At 51.3% G+C, this 20,076-nt stretch carries 22 protein-coding genes; all 22 read left to right on the top strand.

Features of this window, described 5'->3' with window-relative positions; genetic code table 11:
• The first annotated feature begins 258 nt into the window (after positions 1 to 258).
• The 22 genes from P6M73_RS09820 (at position 259) to glgB (ending at position 20,046) form a co-directional block, all read left to right on the top strand.
• Complete coding sequence (locus P6M73_RS09820) at positions 259 to 1,074, top strand: sulfurtransferase (RefSeq protein ID WP_277852881.1); 816 nt, start codon at positions 259 to 261, stop codon at positions 1,072 to 1,074.
• Positions 1,075 to 1,078: 4 nt separating this feature from the next.
• Positions 1,079 to 1,999 (top strand): FUSC family protein, encoded by a 921-nt coding sequence (locus P6M73_RS09815; RefSeq protein ID WP_277852880.1) that lies wholly within the window; start codon positions 1,079 to 1,081, stop codon positions 1,997 to 1,999.
• A gap of 266 nt (positions 2,000 to 2,265) precedes the next feature.
• Positions 2,266 to 2,583, top strand: coding sequence for a hypothetical protein (locus P6M73_RS09810; RefSeq protein WP_277852879.1), 318 nt, complete (start codon positions 2,266 to 2,268; stop codon positions 2,581 to 2,583).
• 119 nt (positions 2,584 to 2,702) lie between these two features.
• Positions 2,703 to 3,272, top strand: a complete 570-nt coding sequence (locus tag P6M73_RS09805; protein ID WP_277852878.1) for a Maf family protein — start codon at positions 2,703 to 2,705, stop codon at positions 3,270 to 3,272.
• 36 nt (positions 3,273 to 3,308) lie between these two features.
• A complete protein-coding gene (radC, locus tag P6M73_RS09800; protein WP_277852877.1) occupies positions 3,309 to 3,989 on the top strand; it encodes a RadC family protein in 681 nt (226 codons plus the stop codon).
• An 11-nt stretch (positions 3,990 to 4,000) separates the two neighbouring features.
• Entirely contained in the window at positions 4,001 to 5,047 is a 1,047-nt protein-coding gene (locus P6M73_RS09795; protein ID WP_277852876.1) for a rod shape-determining protein, read from the top strand.
• Entirely contained in the window at positions 5,044 to 5,892 is an 849-nt protein-coding gene (gene mreC, locus P6M73_RS09790) for a rod shape-determining protein MreC (protein ID WP_277852875.1), read from the top strand. Before P6M73_RS09795 ends, mreC begins: the two co-directional genes overlap by 4 nt.
• Positions 5,892 to 6,377 (top strand): rod shape-determining protein MreD, encoded by a 486-nt coding sequence (mreD, locus tag P6M73_RS09785; RefSeq protein WP_277852874.1) that lies wholly within the window; start codon positions 5,892 to 5,894, stop codon positions 6,375 to 6,377. Before mreC ends, mreD begins: the two co-directional genes overlap by 1 nt.
• Positions 6,378 to 6,479: 102 nt before the next feature.
• The gene (locus P6M73_RS09780) at positions 6,480 to 7,277 is read left to right on the top strand and encodes a hypothetical protein (RefSeq protein WP_277852873.1); all 798 of its coding nucleotides are present in this window, start codon (positions 6,480 to 6,482) and stop codon (positions 7,275 to 7,277) included.
• Positions 7,278 to 7,283: 6 nt separating this feature from the next.
• Entirely contained in the window at positions 7,284 to 8,405 is a 1,122-nt protein-coding gene (locus P6M73_RS09775) for an FtsW/RodA/SpoVE family cell cycle protein (protein ID WP_277852872.1), read from the top strand.
• Positions 8,406 to 8,623: 218 nt separating this feature from the next.
• Positions 8,624 to 10,525, top strand: a complete 1,902-nt coding sequence (locus P6M73_RS09770) for a TIGR03960 family B12-binding radical SAM protein (protein WP_277852871.1) — start codon at positions 8,624 to 8,626, stop codon at positions 10,523 to 10,525.
• On the top strand, positions 10,491 to 11,183 hold the full coding sequence (locus P6M73_RS09765) for a TIGR03936 family radical SAM-associated protein (RefSeq protein WP_277852870.1): 693 nt from the start codon (positions 10,491 to 10,493) through the stop codon (positions 11,181 to 11,183). Before P6M73_RS09770 ends, P6M73_RS09765 begins: the two co-directional genes overlap by 35 nt.
• Positions 11,180 to 12,514: a ribonuclease E/G gene (locus P6M73_RS09760; RefSeq protein WP_277852869.1), complete on the top strand. Its 1,335-nt coding sequence runs from the start codon at positions 11,180 to 11,182 to the stop codon at positions 12,512 to 12,514. The genes P6M73_RS09765 and P6M73_RS09760 overlap by 4 nt, the downstream gene beginning before the upstream one ends.
• Before the next feature lie 292 nt (positions 12,515 to 12,806).
• On the top strand, positions 12,807 to 13,118 hold the full coding sequence (gene rplU, locus P6M73_RS09755; RefSeq protein WP_277852868.1) for a 50S ribosomal protein L21: 312 nt from the start codon (positions 12,807 to 12,809) through the stop codon (positions 13,116 to 13,118).
• A gap of 3 nt (positions 13,119 to 13,121) precedes the next feature.
• Positions 13,122 to 13,454 (top strand): ribosomal-processing cysteine protease Prp, encoded by a 333-nt coding sequence (locus P6M73_RS09750; RefSeq protein ID WP_277852867.1) that lies wholly within the window; start codon positions 13,122 to 13,124, stop codon positions 13,452 to 13,454.
• 4 nt (positions 13,455 to 13,458) lie between these two features.
• Positions 13,459 to 13,767, top strand: a complete 309-nt coding sequence (gene rpmA / locus P6M73_RS09745) for a 50S ribosomal protein L27 (RefSeq protein ID WP_277852866.1) — start codon at positions 13,459 to 13,461, stop codon at positions 13,765 to 13,767.
• A gap of 188 nt (positions 13,768 to 13,955) precedes the next feature.
• Positions 13,956 to 15,233, top strand: coding sequence for a GTPase ObgE (obgE, locus tag P6M73_RS09740; protein WP_277855757.1), 1,278 nt, complete (start codon positions 13,956 to 13,958; stop codon positions 15,231 to 15,233).
• A 5-nt stretch (positions 15,234 to 15,238) separates the two neighbouring features.
• A complete protein-coding gene (gene yhbY, locus P6M73_RS09735) occupies positions 15,239 to 15,535 on the top strand; it encodes a ribosome assembly RNA-binding protein YhbY (RefSeq protein ID WP_277852865.1) in 297 nt (98 codons plus the stop codon).
• Positions 15,535 to 16,263, top strand: coding sequence for a nicotinate-nucleotide adenylyltransferase (gene nadD / locus P6M73_RS09730; protein ID WP_277852864.1), 729 nt, complete (start codon positions 15,535 to 15,537; stop codon positions 16,261 to 16,263). The genes yhbY and nadD overlap by 1 nt, the downstream gene beginning before the upstream one ends.
• A gap of 53 nt (positions 16,264 to 16,316) precedes the next feature.
• Positions 16,317 to 16,949 (top strand): bis(5'-nucleosyl)-tetraphosphatase (symmetrical) YqeK, encoded by a 633-nt coding sequence (gene yqeK / locus P6M73_RS09725; protein WP_277852863.1) that lies wholly within the window; start codon positions 16,317 to 16,319, stop codon positions 16,947 to 16,949.
• Positions 16,903 to 17,931, top strand: coding sequence for an RluA family pseudouridine synthase (locus P6M73_RS09720; RefSeq protein WP_277852862.1), 1,029 nt, complete (start codon positions 16,903 to 16,905; stop codon positions 17,929 to 17,931). Before yqeK ends, P6M73_RS09720 begins: the two co-directional genes overlap by 47 nt.
• A 183-nt stretch (positions 17,932 to 18,114) precedes the next feature.
• On the top strand, positions 18,115 to 20,046 hold the full coding sequence (glgB, locus tag P6M73_RS09715; protein ID WP_277852861.1) for a 1,4-alpha-glucan branching protein GlgB: 1,932 nt from the start codon (positions 18,115 to 18,117) through the stop codon (positions 20,044 to 20,046).
• Positions 20,047 to 20,076: the final 30 nt, after the last annotated feature.

The following is a 20,076-nucleotide window of genomic DNA, read 5'->3' as shown; positions in this document are numbered from 1 at the left end:
AAATCCGGATTAAACCAAAATGATTAACTGGGTTTTATGCAGCAGTGATGTATTCATGACGCAGCACTACTGAAGCAGATTATTAGAGTAATAAACAAGAAATGTTGGATCTGTCAGCCTGACCGGATTGATCATGAATTTAATCTCAGTTGAAACATTTTTGATAACATCCCGCCGCTGTCTTCTCTTTTTGTCGAAATTTACCCCGTAATTTGGTAAGGTAGGACTACAGAGAAAATTACTATGTGAGGAGCCATCATGAAAAATTTTATTAATCCGGAAGATCTTGAACAGTTGGAGCAAGTAATTCTGATCGATGTTCGACAGGATCTGCAGGATCCTAACTATGGAAGAAACGCGTATGAAACGGAGCATCTTGAAAATGCCTTTTATCTTAGTTTGGAAGAGGACTTATCCGGCCCTGTGACTCCGGATACCGGGAATCATCCACTTCCTGAGCAGAGTTCCCTGAAAGCCAGACTTCAGGAAATTGGCGCGTCCAATGACTCAATCCTTGTGGTGTATGATGAGGGAAGCAATTTTACAGCAGCCAGGGGCTGGTTTGTATTAAAGTATTATGGACTGGAAAATGTCTTTGTGCTGAACGGAGGCTTTGCAGCCGCGAAAGAGGCGGGAGTTGCGACATCTACAGAGATACCGACTGCTCAAAAGAGCTGGATTGATTTGTCGGAAACCTCAATAATGGTTGCTGACTATGAGGAAATCAAGACCTATGCTGAGTCACCGAAAGATGGACAGATCCTGATTGACTCCAGAGCCCCCGAGAGATATCGCGGGGAAGTCGAGCCGCTTTATGATAAAGCGGGACATATTCCAGGGGCAGTCAATTATTTTTATATGGATAATTATGATGAACATGGGCGGCTGAGGTCTGGTCAGGAACTGGAAGAACGATTTGCCGGACTGAAAGGCAAGTCAGACATCATCGTTTCCTGCGGTTCTGGCGTAACGGCCTGTGCGAACTATATCGCATTGGAAGAAATTGGCCTGCAGCCCAGATTATATGTCGGTTCCTACAGCCAATGGCTGAAGAAAGGGAATGAAGTGGAGTAAATTCATGATGCAGTATATCGGGATGCGAACTCTGAAAACGGGGTTGACCGTATTTTTGGCCGGATTGGTGGCTCAGGCGATTAATCCGCAAGATCAATTTGTTCTTCTGTTCACCGCTGTGATTGCCCTGGAAAGCTCGGTTGCTTCCTCCTTCGAAATCGGAATGAAGCGAGTGGCGGCCACTATTATAGGAGCTTTCAGCGCCATCCTGTTATATTCGTCTGGTTTGCCTTTGCCTGTATCGGCTGCCCTGTCAGTGATGCTCCTGATCATCGTAGCCAATCGCCTGGGGCAGACCGGTTCCATCGGGATATCCGGCAGTGTGACAATCCTGATCCTCCTGAACGGCTATGCGGGACAAAACCCTTATTTCTTCACTTACATTCGACTCAGGGACACGATTCTCGCCGTTGCCTTGGCTCTGATCGTGAATCTGCTGATCTTTCCGCCTCGCGCCGCCAAGCGGATTCGCCGGCAGGAACAGCTGCTATACGATAATACGCTGGCTATGGTGGAGAAAATCTATTTGTACCGTGTTGCCGATAATCTGGAAGATTATCGATCCGAGGTCCAGCAGCTGGCCAGCGATGTACAGACAGCGGCCACTGAACTGGGCATTGTCAAAAGTATCGAGGACAAGCGCCTGGCAGTTTATAAAAAACTGTTGTCGACTTACCAGAAGATCTACATTTACTCTGAGAATCTCGCGTTGATGGGCAAAGAGATGCGTGTCACAGACGCCAATCAGAAGCAGTTGACGGATCTGTTCGGACATGAAGAAGTCCTGGAAGCAGAGTGGAACGAAGAGGACATTACTCGTAACGAAGTGATTTACAATTACACGCTGGATCGGCTCATCAGCAATTTAAAGGAAATTAAAGCCTATGAGCAGCAACTGAGCGAATTGCCGGCGATAAACCGATAAAGCCAGACCGTCGATTTCAGGCATGAACTCATACATTTCAACGCCTGAGCAGAAATTTGCGCTCAGTTCAGATACAGGAAGGGGTTTGTCTCAGCAGAAACCTGAATTTTCAAAGCAATGCGTAACGGCTCGTTATGCATTGCTTTGCTTTTGGTGAGGATACCAGCAGATGCAATAGATCAGTCCATTGAAAGCACATCCTCACCGGAGGAGTAAAAACGCTGGTTAGGAGAAAATATTCAGAGCTGGAGCATAACCAAGCTGGGGTGGAAAAAAGAAAACCTGGTGAGAAAAGAGGAACAGGAGTAAAACCGAAGAGCATGAGGAAATGCTCGTATCAGGAGAGAGATGAAGAGCATATGCTCAGATCAGGTGAATCGACTGAGATGAAGAGTATATGGTGTCGTGCAAAATACACATTCCAATGGAATACAGTACTGCGACAGAACGATCCTCCCATTGAATTAAGTGCCCTGGTCGGAAACAGAACTGATGCAGTCTTTCTCCTCCTGAGTGATGGGAGTAATGTATGGAAGCGGTTCTTCAAGGTCATAATGAAGGAGGTTAGGCATGGGAGTGGCTGATGAAATGGATCAGGTTAATTTCCCGACGGTTCCCGGGAACTGTTGAACCTAAATAATGCCAATGGTAAGATGTATAAGAGTGATTGCACTCAAATAATCAAGTAGTTAAGGAATCTTTCATGAATATCATTTTGGCATCTGAGTCTCCAAGGCGTTTGGAACTGATGAAATATTTGACGGATGATTATCTCGTAATCCCATCGGATTTTCAGGAAAGGGAGGTCTCTTTCAACGGAGATCCAATTCATTACTGCAAGGAACTGGCCTATCAGAAAGCCAGAACTGTCTCTGAAAAATACCCGGATGATCTGATTCTTGGCTCCGATACCATTGTAGTGATTGATGGGCTGATCCTGAATAAACCACAAGATCGGGCAGAAGCCAGGGAAATGATTCAGCGGCTTCAGGGACGGGTCCATGAGGTCATGACAGCCTTTGCTATTCTCAACCCAACCCAGGAGATCAAGGTTATCGATCAGGTCGCAACCAGGGTTTGTTTCGCGCCGATGACGGACGGAGAAATCGAATCCTATCTGGAACAGGGTGACTTTCGGGGAAAAGCGGGAGCCTATGCCATACAGGGCGCAGCTGCGCCGTTCATTGATTTTATCGAGGGAGATTTCTACACCGTCGTAGGATTGCCCGTGGCCCGGCTGTATAAAGAATTCAGAAAGCTGGGTGTAATTTAAGATACTGGGGAAATCTCAATCAATCAGGAGATTTCGATGGAACAACGTGTCAGAGACCTGCCTGCGCAGGAGAGACCGCAGGAACGACTGGAAAAATATGGGGCACAGTCTTTGTCCAATGCCGAACTGCTGGCAGTGATTTTGCGTACCGGAACCGCCCGGGACGGTATCCTCAATTTGTCGGCTCGTCTGTTAAAGGATTTTGGCGGACTGAACGGCGTGCTGGAAGCGGACTTATATGAGCTGACTCAGCACAGTGGGATCAAAGCAGTCAAAGCAACACAGATCCTGGCTGTGGCAGAACTGGCCAAGCGTTACCGCAATTTTCGCTCCGGCGATGAGTATCGGGTCAGCAGTCCGAAGGATGCGGCTGACCTTGTCATGAACGAAATGAGGGACCTCAAAAAAGAAATTCTTAAGGTCCTGATTCTCAATACCAAGAATATAGTGACGGCTGCAGTGGATGCTTCGGTGGGGACCTTGTCCTCATCCATCGTTCATCCCAGGGACATATTCCGGGATGCGATCCGCCGCAGCGCAGCCAGCATTATATTGATCCATAATCACCCCTCAGGAGATCCCACTCCTTCGGGGGATGATATCAATTCAACCAGAAGAGTAAAAGAAGCCGGAAAAATCGTTGGAATCGAGCTGCTGGACCACCTGATCATCGGAGACGGTCGATTCATCAGCCTGAAGGAGAAAGGTTACTTTTAGAGGAGCATTCGATGAAATTTTTCAAGAAAAACAGTGAATTAGCAATTGACCTGGGGACGACCAATTCCCTGGTTTACGTCAAGGAAAAGGGCATCGTGTTTCGTGAGCCCACCGTAGTGTGTTACAATACGGAACTGGACCAGGTGGAATCTGTCGGAGAAGAAGCCCGCAAGATGATCGGCCGGACTCCCGGCAATATGATTGCAGTGCGGCCGATTAAAGACGGAGTTGTAGCGGAGTTTGACCGAACCTGTGAACTGCTGCGGTATCTGGTTAAAAAGTCTGTAGCCAAAACAGCGTTTACCAATCCCCGGGCCATTGTCTCCCATCCCGCCGGCGTGACTCAGGTGGAGCGTTCCGCCCTGATGCGCGCGGTGGAGGAATCGGTAGGGGAAGATGTCCTGCTCATGGAGTCCGCGCTGTGCGCGGCCATGGGAGCCGGACTCCCGGTCTTTGATCCGCTGGGAACCATGGTAGTGGATCTGGGGGGAGGTACAACGGAAGTGGCCGTAATTTCCTTAGGCGGCATTGTTATTTCCAGGTCGCTCCGGATCGGCGGGGAAGAGCTCGATGAGGCAATCATTTCCTATGTTCGCAAGCAGTACAATCTTCTGATTGGAGAGCGTACGGCAGAAGACATCAAAATCAACCTGGGTACCGCCTATAAGTTTGAAGAAGAGGAAGACGACCATAACTATACGGAGCTCGATTACGAGAAATCCATGAAAGTGAAAGGCCGTGATCTGGATACTGGCCTGCCCAAAGATATAACAGTTACGGAAGGGGATGTAGCGAAAGCCCTGGAATATCCGGTCTCGACCATCGTTGAAGCCATTGTTACAACCCTGGAAAAGACACCGCCGGAACTGTCTGCCGACATCATGGACCGCGGAATCACCATCACCGGCGGAGGCGCGCTGCTGCGTGGCATCGACACATTGATTTCCAAGGAAACCAAGATGCCTGTCTTCATCGCGGATCATCCGTTGGATTGCGTCGTGGTGGGGGCGGGAATCGCGCTGAACCGCTTTGACGATCTGGTGCGAAACCTCAAATGAGAAAATTCAAGAAACCGAAATTAGTCATCGCGACAGCGGTGATCACGGTCCTCTTATGTGCCCTTATGGCCTATTCGGAACTGACCAAAAGTCATGGTCCGGTTTCCGGAACGGCCGGACTGGTTCTGAACCCGGTTCAGCGGATCGGCTACATGGCCAATATCAAAGTGGAAGAGTTCATCGACTTTTATTTTCACTTTCAGGAGGTCCGTCAGGAAAATGAATCACTGAAGCAAAAGCTGGCTGAAACGGAGTCCAAGATTCGTCAGTTTGACCAGATTCAGAAAGAGAATATTGAACTGAAAGCCATGTTTCAGTTCAAGGACCGCCACAGCCAGTATCAGTACATCGGTACAAATGTCATCAACCGTTCGCTCTCGCCGCTTTCACCTTCGTACACCCTGGACAAGGGTACGAAGGACGGAATTCGCAAAGGCATGGTCGTGATCACCTATGAAGGACTGGCAGGACAGATCACGGAAGTGTTTGACCACCATTCCCTGTTGGAAACTATCTCTTCGGAGAATGTGAAAGTATCGGTCATCTCAGCCGGGTCCCGCGAATTTGAAGGAATGTTGTCCGGTACATCCATTCTGGGGCGATCCAATATGGCGATTCTGACTGAAATGTCCCTCGAATCAGCGATCAAACCGGGAGATGACATTGTCACTTCCGGAATCGGCGGGTATTACCCGCCGGACATCTACGTAGGCAAGATTGAATCCGTTGCGGAGGACCGGGGAAAACTGATGAAAACCGCCGTGGTCCGACCGGTGGTCCAATTTAACGGTACAGAGCAATTCTATATTGTGCTGCCCCAGAACATGGAGGATCTGACATACTGATGCGGAAAAAATTTAAACTCTTATTAGTTACGATCCTGTTGTTTTTTCTGGAAACTCAGCTGGCCCGATTCCGCTGGAACGGAGTAGCACTGCCTCTGACGTTTACCTTTGGACTGGCCATGGCTGTTGTGGGAGATGAATGGGATGCCATCTTCATGGCACTGGTCACAGGTTTTCTGGGAGACCTTTATTCCACCCACCTGTTTGGCTTGAATATGCTTTTGAACCTGTATGTCTTCCTGGGCATGCATATGGGGAAATCCTATTTGCGTCAGGAGAAAAATTTACTGATGGCAGTGGTGATGGCGGGAGCTGCATTTCTGCGGTATACGCTTCATTATGGAATCAATGCTCTGACCGGATTGCCTCAGACCTTTCGCCCAATCCCGCTCCTGAGTCTGATGGTGCTGGTTCTGGGACTTCCGTTCCTCCTGGTGATCCGACGCCTGTACCTGGTTAATGTGCGGAAAACCAGGCTGACTTGAAGACTGCGCAAGCAGTTTTTCTTTTTCCCGAACCACCGATGATAGAAGCCATACCTGGGCATCATGTGTGATAACGCAGTGTACGATACAAAGGAGCTCATTATGAATATTTCGATCCTGGCACCCAAAGGGGGCGTCGGCTCCAGTACCCTGGCAGTCCTCCTGGCAAACGTTCGCTCATTGAATCGTCCGATGATCCTGGTGGATGCCGCGCCAGACCCTTCCCTTGACATCTATACGGCAACAGACCATCTGATGCCGGAATCCGCGGAGAACCTGACCGAACAGGCCGTAGCATGGGCTGAAAACTGCCGCCGGATCCGTCTGGAAGCAGAGGAAATCCAAGCGCAGCTGCCCCCGTTTCTGGGGATCGAGCAACAGGACCTGATCATCGACTGGGGGGTTCCAACAGAAGACGCCATTCATTTTCTGGCCGGTAATCCAATGGAAGTGATTGTTGTTCTGACCCAGGACAATCAAGTTCTGCGGTCGGCAGATCGTCTCCTGGGGCGCCTTCGGCAGGCCGGTATTCGCTGCCGCTTTGTCATCAGCCATCTGCAAGAGGCTGATGCGGCAGACCTGGCAGACCTGGACGAAGTATTTGATCTGGTGGAGGAAGACTATCTTGGGGCAATCCCATGGAATCCTGCGCTTCGTATTCAGATGAATCGGGGGAATCTGGCAGAGTTGGATCAGTCAGTGCAAACCAGCCTGGAGCAAATCAATGAGCGAATTGAGGAGCAGGCAGCTGATTCGGATGAGGACGTTGACACCACCATAGAAGAAGAAAATCCGGAACTGCCGGAAGGGACAGCTGCTCCAGTTGAGACTGAGCAGGCGGGATCCGGAGTTCTCTCAAACATCAGACGATTTTTCAAGAATTTCGGGAAAGGAAGATAGCAATTCATGAGTTTCATTCGACGATTATTCCACTTTCGATTGCGCGATCTGCTTTACCTGGATTTTATCCTGTTCTTTACGGTAATGGGCATTGTGGCTTTCGGAATCCGGAATATCTTTATTTCCACCCAGGCAAATTACGGCACTCGATACGTTCGGCTGCAGCTGATCTTTCTGGCCGTAAGCCTGGTCGTGCTCTTCATCATTTATGCCTTGGACTACAAGCGGGTAATCCCGCTGATTCCATACTTTTACTGGTTCATCAATCTGCTGCTGATCTCCGTGCTGTTTACCGAATCCAGAGGCGGCGCCTCCGGATGGTTTCAGCTGGGGCCGATCTCGATCCAGCCAGCAGAACTGGCGAAATTGTCGATTCTTTTGATCACCGCCAAGAATATGGAGGATATCAAGGGAAAGATCAATGAACCGAAGAATTTCCTCCTGGTCGTCGGATACGCCTTGCTTCCGATGTTCCTGATGATGCTTCAGCCGGAAATGGGCCTGACCATGGTGTCGTTCTTTATCGTTTTGTCCATCGTTTTTATCATGGGACTGAAGCTCCGCGTCATCTTCGGGGGATTCGCCCTGCTGCTGGCGGCAATTGTCGGTGCTCTGTCCACCAGCATTATTCCGGATCATTGGAGAAGCCGAATTTATGCGTTTATCGCACTCTCCGGAGATGCCTCCGGATATGATACCTTCCAGCTCGATACAGCCCGGATCTCCATTGGTTCGGGACAGATGATGGGAGCAGAGGACCCGGGATACTACAACTGGATCCCGGTCAACTTTACCGACTTTATTTTCGCGGTCATCGGTGAAAACTTTGGATTTGCCGGAGCCATGGCTCTGCTGGCCGCCTTTGCCCTGGTCCTCTGGCGGCTGATTGTCATAGCCCGCAAGTCCCCGGATATTTTCTCCCGGTCCATTGCTGCGGGAATGTTCGGACTGCTGCTATTTTCCATTCTGCAGAATATCGGCATGACGATTGGCATAATGCCGATCTCCGGAATCACCCTGCCCTATGTGTCCTATGGCGGTTCGTCGCTTCTGACCAATATGATGGCGCTGGGCGTGGTACTTAATGTAAATCGCCGCCGCCGCGCGCCTCGCCCGCTTCTGCGCTGATCATTCACGCGGGATCAGTCAATTTCATCAACCGAGGGATTTCTTTTGCGGGAAGTCCCTTTTTTCAATTCCTGCCTGATATGCTAAAATAGAATGATTCACTGCTGTTCCTGGCGGACAGCAATGCGGAAAAGTTTGGTGCCGCAGAAATCCCCGAGGGATGGACGGACCTGCTGTTTTAGTGATTCGAAAAATAGAAAGAGATAAGGAAGAACACATTGGAGAAAAAGAAATTCACAATAAATCCCAGCCGGAAGCTGGACGATGATGTCCTGTTCCGGGTGGAGAAACCCGCCCGCTACACGGGCGGTGAACTGAATATGATCCGGAAAGACCCGCAGACGGTAAACCTTCGCTTTGCGTTCTGCTTCCCGGATCTGTACGAGGTCGGGATGAGCCATCTCGGATCAAGGATTCTGTATCACACGATGAATGCCCGCCCCGATACTTACTGTGAGCGGGCGTTCTGCCCCAATCCGGATCTGGAAGCGATCATGCGGGAGGAAGGCATCGCCCTGTCAACACTGGAAACGGGCACCTGTCTTCAGGAGTTTGATCTGGTCGGATTCACGCTCCAGTACGAGATGAGCTATACCAATATCCTGAATATGCTGGAACTTTCGGGAATTCCGCTGAAATCAGCCGAGCGGGGTGAACATGACCCTCTGGTCATGGCCGGAGGACCGTGTGCTTCCAATCCGGAGCCGCTGCATCAGTTCATTGACTTCTTTGAAATCGGTGAGGGTGAATTCATGATGGATGAGGTTCTGTCGGTCTGTCGTCAGGCCAAGGAGAACGGCGCGACCCGCCGGGAAACTCTCCAAGCCCTGGCCCAGGTACCTGGAGTGTATGTACCGAGCTTCTATGATGTGACCTATCAGGAAGACGGGACGATTAAGCAGCGAGTGAAGCTGTGGGACAAAGCACCGGATCATGTTCAAAAACAGCTGATCCGGGATTTCGACGCCGTCTCATTTCCTGATCAGATCATCGTTCCTTACTGCGAGCCAACCCATGACCGGATCATGGTAGAAACATTCCGCGGCTGTACCAGAGGCTGCCGTTTCTGCATGGCGGGCATGATTTATCGACCGGTACGGGAAAAACGATCCGATACGATTCTGGCCCTGGCTGATGAACTGATCCGACAGACGGGCTATGAAGAAATTTCCCTGACCAGTTTGTCGACGTGTGATTATTCGGACATCGAACGGCTGATCACTCAGCTGGTGGATAAATATCAGGATGAGAAAATCGCTGTCTCGCTGCCATCCATTCGCGTGGATGCCTTTGGCGTGGAGCTGATCAATGAAATACAGAAAATCCGCAAGACCGGCCTGACGTTCGCGCCGGAGGCCGGTTCCCAGAGAATGAGGGACATTATCAACAAAAATGTAACCGAAGAAGATATCCTCAAGGCGACCTACAGCGCCTTTTCCATGGGCTGGTCCACCATCAAGCTCTATACCATGATCGGTCTGCCCTATGAAACAACGGAAGATGCCATTGCCATCGCCGAACTGGCGGAGAAGATTGTCGGTCAGTATTACGCGGTTCCCAAAGAACAGCGGCAAAAAGGGCTGAAGGTCAATCTGTCGACCAGTATCTTCATCCCCAAACCTTTTACGCCGTTCCAGTGGGCTCCGCAGGAATCAAGAGAACGGGTACTGGAGAAGGTCTACGAAATCAAACATCACCTCAAGACCCGGGCAATTCAGTTTTCCTGGCATGAATCCGAACTCTCCCGTCTGGAAGCTGTCGTATCCAGAGGAGATCGCAGGGTTTCCGATCTGATCCTGAGAGCATTTGAACTTGGTGCGAAAATGGATGGCTGGACAGAGTTGTTCAATCTCGAGGCTTGGAATCAGGCCATTGACCAGACGGGCTTGGACGTAGATTTCTACGCATTCCGGGAACGCTCCTACGATGAGGTGCTGCCATGGGATTTCGTCGATATCGGAGTGAAAAAAGAATATCTCATCGCGGAAAATGAAAAGGCCAAAGCGGCCATTACGACACGGGACTGCCGCGATGGCTGCACGCTGTGCGGCATTAATGAGACTTACGGAAGGGGGATTTGCTTCAATGGCAGTTTACTTCATTCAGCACACCAAAGCTGATTCCATTAAATTTGTCGGTCATCTGGACCTGCAAAAGGCTTTGCAGCGCAATCTGTCGCGCTCCGGACTGAAAATGGCATTCTCCAAAGGCTTCAACCCCCATATGCTGATGTCTTCGGCTCAGCCGTTGTCTGTAGGAATGTCATCCGACGCGGAGTACATCACCGTTGAGCTGCTGGATGCTCCGGAAGCCGGGGCGGTTCAGGATGCGCTGAACGCATCCGCGCCGGAAGGGATCCATTACCCCAAGGTCATCCAGGTTGAACCGTGGACACCGGCCCCCATGGCACTGCTCGACGCGGTGAAGACCCAGATCCGGATGCCATCGACCGAAGCGTTTGCGGAACGTCTCAAACAGATTATTGAAGAGACGGGACCTCTGACGGTTCTGACCAGAAATAAAAAAGGGATCGAAAAGGAAAAGGATCTGCGGCCGATGATCCTGCCCGGAGCAGAGGTCACGTGGGATCAGGGGTTCACGGTGCTGACGGTCATGACCATGGCCGGAAGCAGGAATCACCTGAATCTGGATCACCTGATTCAGTACCTGCGGGAAAATACAGAGGGTCTGTCGCCGGATCGGTTTATTCATCTGAAACGTCTGGAAATGTACACGAACAAGGACGGTCAGTATCTATCCCTGGGAGATGTCCGATGAGGCAGCTTTTCATCGAGCGCGACGGCTTTTTACGGATCGCCCTGACTCAGGAGGGGGCCATGAAGGCTCTTCGGGTGCTGAAGGATCCCCAACAGCCGCTGGAAGGGGACATCTATCAGGCCACCATTAAGAATGTCTCATCCGCTCAGTCTGCCGTGTTTGTCGATCTGGGCACCGGCCGTAATGCCTACCTGTATGTGCGTTCTCCCAAGGCGTTGGGCAAGTATCATGTGGGCGACCGGCTTCCCGTAGAAATTCTCCGATCCCAGGTTGGGAAAAAGGGCGCGAAGGTTACTGAGGGTGTCTCCCTGACCGATGGGGATCTGGTGGTGATGGCCGGGCGGGGACACAGTTACTCCCGGAATCTGGATCGTTCCGAATTTGAGCGAATTCATGGTGCCCCTCCGGAAGTTCCGGGGTTCCACATCCTCTATCGCAGCGGTTCTCTGAACATTGAGCCGCATCAACTCAACCTGCGAGTTCAGGGGGTGGCCCAACGCCTTCGTCAGATCCTGGATCAGGCGGAGCAAACCCTGGTGCCCGGACGCCTCTATCGCGATCTGGGATACCTGGAAGACCTGCTGCAGGATGGGGTCGATATGATCCACTCCAACGACCCTGTTATTTCAGCGTCGCTTCGCCAGCAGGGCTATGTTGTGACAGAGTATCCAGACTTTGTCCACCTCTTCGCCAGTCACGGCCTGGAGCAGGCCGTGGATCGCCTGCGGCATAAAACTGTAGCCTTGCCGGGGGGCGGAACGCTGGTCATTGAAGAGACTGAAGCCCTGACAGCCATTGATGTCAACAGCGCGGCCCGCGGCAGTCAGGGCCATCGACTGAGTGCCTATGAGCTGAATCAGACCGCTCTGCGAGCATCCCTGGAACAGATCGAACTGCGCAGTCTCTCAGGAATCATTGTGATTGACTTTGTGGCAATGGAACGGGAAGCAGACGCCCAGCGACTGTGGCAGACTGCAAGCGAACTGACGGAATCAATGCGTCCTCTGACCAAAGCCTACCCGCTGACAGAGCTTGGACTGATGCAGATTGCACGCCGCCGCCGAGGGGAGAGTGTCAATCAGTTTCTGTTTTCTCGGGAAGGGACAAGGAAAGTGCCGGTTTCTCCCACGTATCTATATAAACTCATCCGAATCAAACTGGATGATCCCGCATGGTCTATGAAGCAGTTTGAAATTACACTGGATCCGATCTATACGCTGGAGCGCCAGGCCCTGGAGCAGCTGATCACGCAGGATTATCCCGACTATCAGATTCGCTGGGAATTTCGGCGTGATGTTGATACGGTCAAAGTCGTGCCAATCTTAAGTTGAGCGTGATGGGATTACTGCAAAATCCTTCCCCCGGACTGGTCAAACCCTGACCGAAGGGCCCCGTCGAGGGAAAAGACACCATCCAGAATGAAACTACATTTATGTTGGCTTAGCTTAAAAAGTCATTCACTTTAAGCTGCAATTCGGAACTATCGAAGGTTCTGAAAATTATATTGGACATCTGCATTGCGTTGTGATAATATTATTCGGTAAGGCCGCACAGTAACGGTTTATAAACACTCAGGTGTACCGGAATGGCGAGTATCTGATAAGAGGAGGTGTTTTTCCGATTATGTATGCTGTATTAAAAACAGGCGGCAAACAGTACAAAGTTTCCGAAGGCGACGTGATTTACGTTGAGAAGTTGGTTGCTGATGTTGATTCAACCGTTGAATTGACTGATGTACTGGCAATTGCCGGTGACAATGGGATTACCGTTGGTTCACCAACCGTTGAAGGAGCTAAAGTTGTTTGCAAAGTGTTAGCTCAGGACAAAGCAAAGAAGATCATTGTTTTCAAGTATAAGGCTAAGAAAGATTACAGAAGAAAACAGGGTCACAGACAGCCATATACCAAGCTTCAAGTTGAACAGATCCAGGCATAGGCCATGATCACTGTCACAATGAAACGATCAGACGGCGGCATCACAGGGTTTACCTATGAAGGGCATGCCGGATATGCTGATCACGGACAGGACATCGTCTGCAGCGCAGTGACGGCTCAATTGATGATGACTTACAATGGATTAGAAACCGTGCTCGGGATCCCGCTGGATCTTGACATGGCATCCGATGGCGGTTATTTTTCATTCAGTTTGAAGGATCCTGCTGAAGCAAATGTGGCGAAAGCCCAGGTCTTAATGGAGACATTGAAACTTGGACTGTTAGCAATTCAAACACAATACGAAGAAAATATTACACTCATAGAAGAGGAGGTGTAACACAATGCTTATACTTAACCTGCAATTTTTTGCTCATAAAAAGGGAGTAGGTTCATCCAAGAACGGACGTGATTCTGAATCCAAGCGTCTTGGCGTGAAGTCTGCTGACGGACAGTTCGTACTGGCCGGCAATATCCTGGTTCGCCAGAGAGGCACCAAGATCCATCCCGGTACCAACGTGGGCAGAGGCAAGGATGACACTTTATTTGCGACGGTTGACGGCATCGTGAGATTCGAGAGACTTGGCAAAGATAAGAAGAAAGCCAGTGTTTATCCCAGAGTAGAACAGGAAACACAGGAAGCAGTCCAGTAGGGCGCTTTTCAGGGAAAAGAAAGACCTGCCTTGTGCAGGTCTTTCTTTGTTTCAGGCACGTTGGATCATAACCTGGTCCGCGCGGAGTCGTCCAATGGTGAATAATTTAAGAAAGTCAGGGACAGGCTCGGTGGCAGGGGTGTTCCTTTAGTATAATGAAGAGTAAAGGAAGGTTGATCACAATGAATATGTTTATTGATTACACCAGCGTCTATTTGAAATCAGGCAATGGCGGAAACGGAGCGATTTCGTTCCGAAGAGAAAAATACATCCCGCTCGGCGGACCCGATGGCGGTGACGGCGGTCGCGGCGGCTCCATTATCTTTGAAGCGAACGAGGGAATGACCACTCTGCTGGACCTCAAGTACAAGCGCAGATATGTGGCCGAAAATGGCATGAACGGCTCTGGAGCCAAATGCTATGGCAAAGTCGGAGCCGATGTTGTCATTCAGGTACCGGTGGGTACCGTCCTGAAGGAAAAGACCTCCGGGAAGATCATTGCGGACATGAAAGAACACGGCACGCGGATCACGGTGCTCAAAGGCGGTAAAGGCGGAAAAGGCAATGCCAAGTTTGCCACGCCCACCCGGCAGGCACCAGATTTTGCCGAACCCGGCATGCCTGGCGAAGAAATGGAAGTCATCCTGGAACTTAAGGTTCTGGCAGATGTCGGACTGGTCGGTTTCCCCAATGTCGGGAAAAGCACGATTTTGTCCATGGTTTCAAAGGCTCAGCCCAAAATTGCCGATTATCATTTTACGACTTTGTCGCCCAATCTCGGCGTCGTCAGCCTCAAGGGAATTGAACCCTTTGTGATTGCAGACATCCCCGGTATTATTGAGGGAGCCAGTGAAGGCGTTGGCCTGGGACTGCAGTTTTTACGCCACATCGAACGGACCCGAATCCTGATCCACGTCGTGGATATTTCCGGATCCGAGGGCCGCAATCCGATTGAGGATTTTGACAAGATCAATGAAGAGCTGAAAAGTTATTCCGAGATTCTGGCTGCGCGCCCGCAGATCGTGGTCGCCAATAAAGCGGACATGATGGAAGCGGACAGTCAGTTCGAGGAATTCAAAGAGTATGTCAAGGCGAAAGGCTATGACCGGATTCACCTGATCAGTGCCGGCGCCAGCATCGGACTGGAAGCGCTCATGAAAGACGCGGCTCAGCTTCTGTCGATCACGCCGCCCCAGCCGGATCTTTATGGTCCCGAAGACATGTACATTCCGGAGGACAAGCACTTCACTTACGAAATCGAGGTCAACGAAGACGGCGTTTATGTTGTATCCGGATCCTTCGTGGAGCGAATTCTTGATTCAACCAACATCAACAATCCCGATCACATGCGCTATTTCCATAAAGTTCTGCGCAACAAAGGCGTCATCGATGACCTGATTGCCCGTGGCATTCAGGACGGAGATATGGTACGCATGCGGGACTTTGAATTTGAGTTTATGAGGTAAACAGCATGATTACAACAAAGCAAAGAGCCTATTTGCGCGGCCTGGCCAACAGCCTTGATGCCATTTTCCAGATCGGCAAGAACGGAATTGAAGTTAACTTTCTGACCCAGGTCGAACAGGCCCTGGAAAAGAGGGAACTGATTAAGATCAGCGTGCTGGAAAGCGCTGACATGACAGCCCGGGAGGCTTCGGAACAGATTTGCGCCAAATTGGGCTGCGAAGGAGTTCAGGCCATTGGCAACAAGCTGGTGATCTATCGCCAGGCCAAAGAGAAGGCCAACCGGCATATTGATCTGCCCTAATGAAGCGGGGCATCGTCGGCGGAACGTTTGATCCTATCCACGTTGCTCACTGCTATCTGATGGAAGAGTGTGCCGAGCTGCTGGATCTGGATCAGCTTCTGGTGATTCCCAATGGGGATCCACCCCATAAAGATGACGGAGTCACCCAGGCCAGCCACCGCCTGGCCATGGCAGAACTGGCAACCAGAGACTATGACCGGCTGGAAGTCAGTGATATGGAAATCAAAGAATCTCAGGTCAGCTACACCTGGCTGACCCTCACCCGATTGAAGAAACAGTATCCCGAGGATGAGCTCTATTTCATCATGGGAGGGGATTCAATGGCTCAGTTCAGAAGCTGGAAGCAGCCTGAAACAATACTGCGGCTGGCCCACCTGGTCTGTTTTGACCGACCCGGTCATCGCCGGGAGGAAGTCATGGCTTCAGCAGACTGGATTCGGTCCCAGGGCGGACATGTCACGCTGATTGATTCCCTGGAGCTGGAGATTTCTTCGACCGACATTCGGCAGCGGGTGGCGTCGGGACGCCCCCACCGGTCGTTCCTGCATCCGGCTGTCTACCAGTATATTCATGAGCAGGGTCTGTATCAGACGGCAGAACCAATGATCGAAGTGGCCGAAGAGACGGCACTGACTGAAGAGACTCCAGAGACTGCAGAGACTCCAGAGACCGCTGGGGAAGCTATCCCAAGGGAACCCGGTGGAGCCGGCTCGGAAATCAACGAGTAATGATCCGGCTTGTCCCCGGGTTTGCTGGAACGGACCGTATGAGGATCAATGCGATGGGCAGGACGAAAGACATCAAGAGATACCTGAAGAATAATCTGGATAAACGGCGCTACGAGCACACATTGAACACCCGACACACAGCCGAACAGCTGGCAAAGGCTCATGTGTGCTTTGAGTCGCGGTCCCAGCGCCGAATGTTTCTGAAAAAAGTCCGTCTGGCAGCCCTGCTGCATGATGCAGACAAGGGGCAGAATCCGGAGCGGCTCTGGCAGCAGCTGGCGGCAGAAGGGTCGAATGACCTGGCGCTGATTAAGCCCTACCGGGAAGTCTGGCATGCTTTTTCAGCAGCCATAACTGCCAGAGACCGCTTCGGAGTGACCGATCCGGATCTGTTGAATGCCCTGCGGTATCATACGACGGGGCGGGCCGGCATGTCGGACCTGGAGAAAATAATCTATCTGGCCGATTATATCGAGCCGGGCCGCCACTTTCCGGGCGTGGAGGAGATTCGTCAGGCATCTCAGCTGGGCCTGGACGAAGGCTGCCTGGCGGCGCTGCGGCACGCAGCCAGTTATTTGCAGCAGCGGGGAGCAGAGATCTGTCCGTACACACTGGACGCAGGGAGGGAACTGAGCAGGCATGGCAACACCGAAAGAAACCAGACCAAGAAATGTCCTTCGGATTGAAGTGGACGAAAAATACCAGGGAAAACGACTGAGGGATTTCCTGCGGGACGAATTGAAGCTGTCCGGCCGCAACATCAAGCGGCTGGCTATGGACCGTCAGATCTACATTGGGCGCAAAAGCGTCCATCTGGATTACCGGATTCAAGGCAAGGAACTCCTTCGGATTAATCTGGACCGGGAGGAGAGCCAGGATATGCTGGAAGTTCCCATGGACCTGGCTATTGTCTATGAGGATTCCAGTCTCATCGTGGTGAACAAACCGCCCTTCCTGGTAGTGCATCCGACGAAAAATCATAAGGACGATACCCTGACCAACGGGTTGCTCTGGCACTTTAAGGAACATCACGACCCGGCCATTGTCCGACTGGTTTCACGCCTGGACATGAACACCTCCGGACTGGTTCTGGTGGCAAAAAATCAGTTTACTCATTCCGCCTTTGCCCGCTACCGGGGAGGCGAGAAGCCTGTTAAGACCTATCTTGGCATTACGGAAGGAATCTGGGATCACCGACAAGGAACGATGGACGGTCCGATCTACTGGCCAGATCCGGACGATCATCGCCGCTGCGTCCACGAGCTGGGTCAGCCCAGTTTGACTCATTATGAAGTGCTGACCGAATTTTCCGGCTTCAGCCTGGTCAAGTTTGTCCTGGGCAGTGGTCGAACCCATCAAATCCGGGTGCACGCCAGCCACATGGGACACCCCCTGGTGGGGGATGAACTGTATGGCGGGCCCCTGCTGAGCGAGCGTCCCCGTCAGCTGCTCCATGCCTGGCGACTGGAACTTCTGCATCCCATGACCAAAGAATGGATTCGACTGGAAGCACCGGTGCCCCCAGATATGGAGGTTTTCATCCGGGAACAAGGCGGAACCTTCAATGCGTCTGAAGCAGAGCGCACGATTGACTGGGAAGCGGTTGGGACCGTTTCCGGCGGCGGGGTGGGGGATTCGAACAATAATGAACAGTCAATCGGCCTTTAAACGTTAAATTTGTATAAAATCATCTCAATTGGAGGCTTGGATTCACCCTAATCCAAGTCTTTTTTGTTATTATATTGTTAAGAGGTTTTAATAATTTGAATTAACAGTAAACCGCACTTGCTATTGAAAAAATGAAATCAATTTCGACTGGAATTCATTGAATTGATTCCAACAGGAGAGAAAATGACGATCAACAAAAGAAGTAAAGTACCTGCAAAGGCGGGTCCCGTAGTGGATCCGGGATATCTGTTCAACAAGGGCGAAAATTACCAGGCATACCGCTACCTCGGAGCGCACCGCGAGGGCGAGGGCTGGGTTTTCCGCGTCTGGGCTCCCCGTGCCGCGCACATTGAACTGACCGGTGAATTCAATCACTGGGGGGGCCAGCCCATGGCTCGCCAGGAGGATACCGGCATCTGGGAAGGTCGGGTGGACGGTGATGTGGAAGGGGCACTGTATAAATACCGGATCTTCCATCATGACGGCAAGGTGGTCCTGAAATCGGATCCGTTTGCCTTTGCCAGTGAAGTGCGTCCCGGGACAGCGTCCCGAGTCTCTGAACTGCAGCCCATGACCTGGCATGATGCCAACTGGCTGCGTCAGCGGCGGGCGTTCAATCCCTACAAGAATCCCCTGAGCATCTATGAGGTTCACCTGGGGTCGTGGATGCGTCATCCGGACGGGCGCTTCTACAACTATTCAGAACTGAAGGAACGGCTGATTCCCTATGTCAGCGAAATGGGCTACACCCATATCGAGATCATGCCCATCATGGAACATCCCAATGATGAGTCCTGGGGCTATCAGGTCACCGGATTCTATTCACCGACCAGCCGCTACGGGACAGCGGAGATGTTCCGGGAATTTGTTGATGCGGCGCATCAAGCCGGGATTGGAATCATTCTGGACTGGGTACCGAGCCATTATGTGACCGATGAACACGGACTGCGCTACTTTGATGGCACGGCCACCTATGAGCCGATGGACTACAACAAGGCTTACAACGAAGGCTGGGGAACGATGCATTTCGACTTCTCCAAGCACGAAGTGCAAAGCTTTCTGATTTCCAATGCCTGGTACTATATCAACGAATTCCACGTCGACGGCCTGCGGCTGGATGCGGTTTCTTCCATGATTTACCTTGACTATGCCGGAAAGAGCTTTATCCCCAATGAACAGGGCGGAAATACCGATCTGGCCGCCCTGGAGTTCCTGAAGCAGCTCAACACGGTTATCCGAGCTCATTTCCCCGGGGTGCTCATGATGGCAGAAGAGTCCACGGCTTATGCCGGCATGACGGAGCCGGTGGAAGAAGGGGGCCTGGGCTTCCATTACAAATGGAATATGGGCTGGATGAACGATATTCTGCGCTATATCGAAATCCTGCCGGAACATCGGGTTTTCAACCAGCGGCTTCTGAATTTCTCCTTCATGTATGCTTTCAAGGAAAAGTACATCCTGCCTTTTTCCCATGATGAAGTGGTGCATGGCAAGAAATCCCTGGTGGAAAAACAGCCGATGGATCTCTACAACAAGTTCGCCGGCTTCCGGCTGCTCATGAGCTATATGTTCATGCATCCGGGCAAAAAATTAAACTTCATGACCAATGACATTGCCCAGTGGATGGAATGGCGCTACTATACAGAACTGGAATGGGTTGGGCTGCAGAATGAGAAGCACGCCGGGGCTCAGAACCTGATGCGGCAGCTGAATCAGCTCTACAGCCGCGAACGGTGCCTGTATGAGAATGAAACGGAAAGTGACTGCATCGACATTCTGGATGTTGAAAATCCCCAGTGCCTGGTTAAGTTCCTGCGCCGGGGCGGCCGCAAGAAGGACTTCATGGTATGCCTGTTCAACTTTGATTATGCCCAACTCGAGGGGATCCGAATCGGAGTCCCTTATGAGGGGGTTTATGAAGAAGTCATCAATACGGAACTGCGGGAGTTCGGCGGCGTCTGGAATGAAACTCAGGGCCGGTTTGAATCGAAAAAGGGGGAGACCGACGGCATGCCTTACTATATCGAAGTCATCAGTCCCTCTTTGTCGGGTTTAATCATTCGGCCGGTTGCTCTCAAAGGTGACCGCAGACGCAGCATAGACATTAAAAACTGATCAGATCAAAAAATTCGGATCAAAAGAAAT

This window comes from Anaerococcoides asporogena (assembly GCF_029590275.1).
In the GTDB taxonomy this organism is placed as follows: domain Bacteria; phylum Bacillota; class Clostridia; order Clostridiales; family Clostridiaceae; genus JG1575.
Note: the sequence above shows the minus strand (reverse complement) of the source record. Positions and strands in the feature narration are given on the sequence as shown.

Excerpts from the sequence above, each read along its gene's own strand:
- P6M73_RS09820 (WP_277852881.1), top strand. The coding sequence starts at position 259 with ATGAAAAATTTTATTAATCCGGAAGATCTTGAACAGTTGGAGCAAGTA.
- P6M73_RS09815 (WP_277852880.1), top strand. The coding sequence starts at position 1,079 with ATGATGCAGTATATCGGGATGCGAACTCTGAAAACGGGGTTGACCGTA.
- P6M73_RS09805 (WP_277852878.1), top strand. The coding sequence starts at position 2,703 with ATGAATATCATTTTGGCATCTGAGTCTCCAAGGCGTTTGGAACTGATG.
- radC (WP_277852877.1), top strand. The coding sequence starts at position 3,309 with ATGGAACAACGTGTCAGAGACCTGCCTGCGCAGGAGAGACCGCAGGAA.
- P6M73_RS09795 (WP_277852876.1), top strand. The coding sequence starts at position 4,001 with ATGAAATTTTTCAAGAAAAACAGTGAATTAGCAATTGACCTGGGGACG.
- mreC (WP_277852875.1), top strand. The coding sequence starts at position 5,044 with ATGAGAAAATTCAAGAAACCGAAATTAGTCATCGCGACAGCGGTGATC.
- mreD (WP_277852874.1), top strand. The coding sequence starts at position 5,892 with ATGCGGAAAAAATTTAAACTCTTATTAGTTACGATCCTGTTGTTTTTT.
- P6M73_RS09780 (WP_277852873.1), top strand. The coding sequence starts at position 6,480 with ATGAATATTTCGATCCTGGCACCCAAAGGGGGCGTCGGCTCCAGTACC.
- P6M73_RS09775 (WP_277852872.1), top strand. The coding sequence starts at position 7,284 with ATGAGTTTCATTCGACGATTATTCCACTTTCGATTGCGCGATCTGCTT.
- P6M73_RS09765 (WP_277852870.1), top strand. The coding sequence starts at position 10,491 with ATGGCAGTTTACTTCATTCAGCACACCAAAGCTGATTCCATTAAATTT.
- P6M73_RS09760 (WP_277852869.1), top strand. The coding sequence starts at position 11,180 with ATGAGGCAGCTTTTCATCGAGCGCGACGGCTTTTTACGGATCGCCCTG.
- rplU (WP_277852868.1), top strand. The coding sequence starts at position 12,807 with ATGTATGCTGTATTAAAAACAGGCGGCAAACAGTACAAAGTTTCCGAA.
- P6M73_RS09750 (WP_277852867.1), top strand. The coding sequence starts at position 13,122 with ATGATCACTGTCACAATGAAACGATCAGACGGCGGCATCACAGGGTTT.
- rpmA (WP_277852866.1), top strand. The coding sequence starts at position 13,459 with ATGCTTATACTTAACCTGCAATTTTTTGCTCATAAAAAGGGAGTAGGT.
- obgE (WP_277855757.1), top strand. The coding sequence starts at position 13,956 with ATGTTTATTGATTACACCAGCGTCTATTTGAAATCAGGCAATGGCGGA.
- yhbY (WP_277852865.1), top strand. The coding sequence starts at position 15,239 with ATGATTACAACAAAGCAAAGAGCCTATTTGCGCGGCCTGGCCAACAGC.
- nadD (WP_277852864.1), top strand. The coding sequence starts at position 15,535 with ATGAAGCGGGGCATCGTCGGCGGAACGTTTGATCCTATCCACGTTGCT.
- yqeK (WP_277852863.1), top strand. The coding sequence starts at position 16,317 with ATGGGCAGGACGAAAGACATCAAGAGATACCTGAAGAATAATCTGGAT.
- P6M73_RS09720 (WP_277852862.1), top strand. The coding sequence starts at position 16,903 with ATGGCAACACCGAAAGAAACCAGACCAAGAAATGTCCTTCGGATTGAA.
- glgB (WP_277852861.1), top strand. The coding sequence starts at position 18,115 with ATGACGATCAACAAAAGAAGTAAAGTACCTGCAAAGGCGGGTCCCGTA.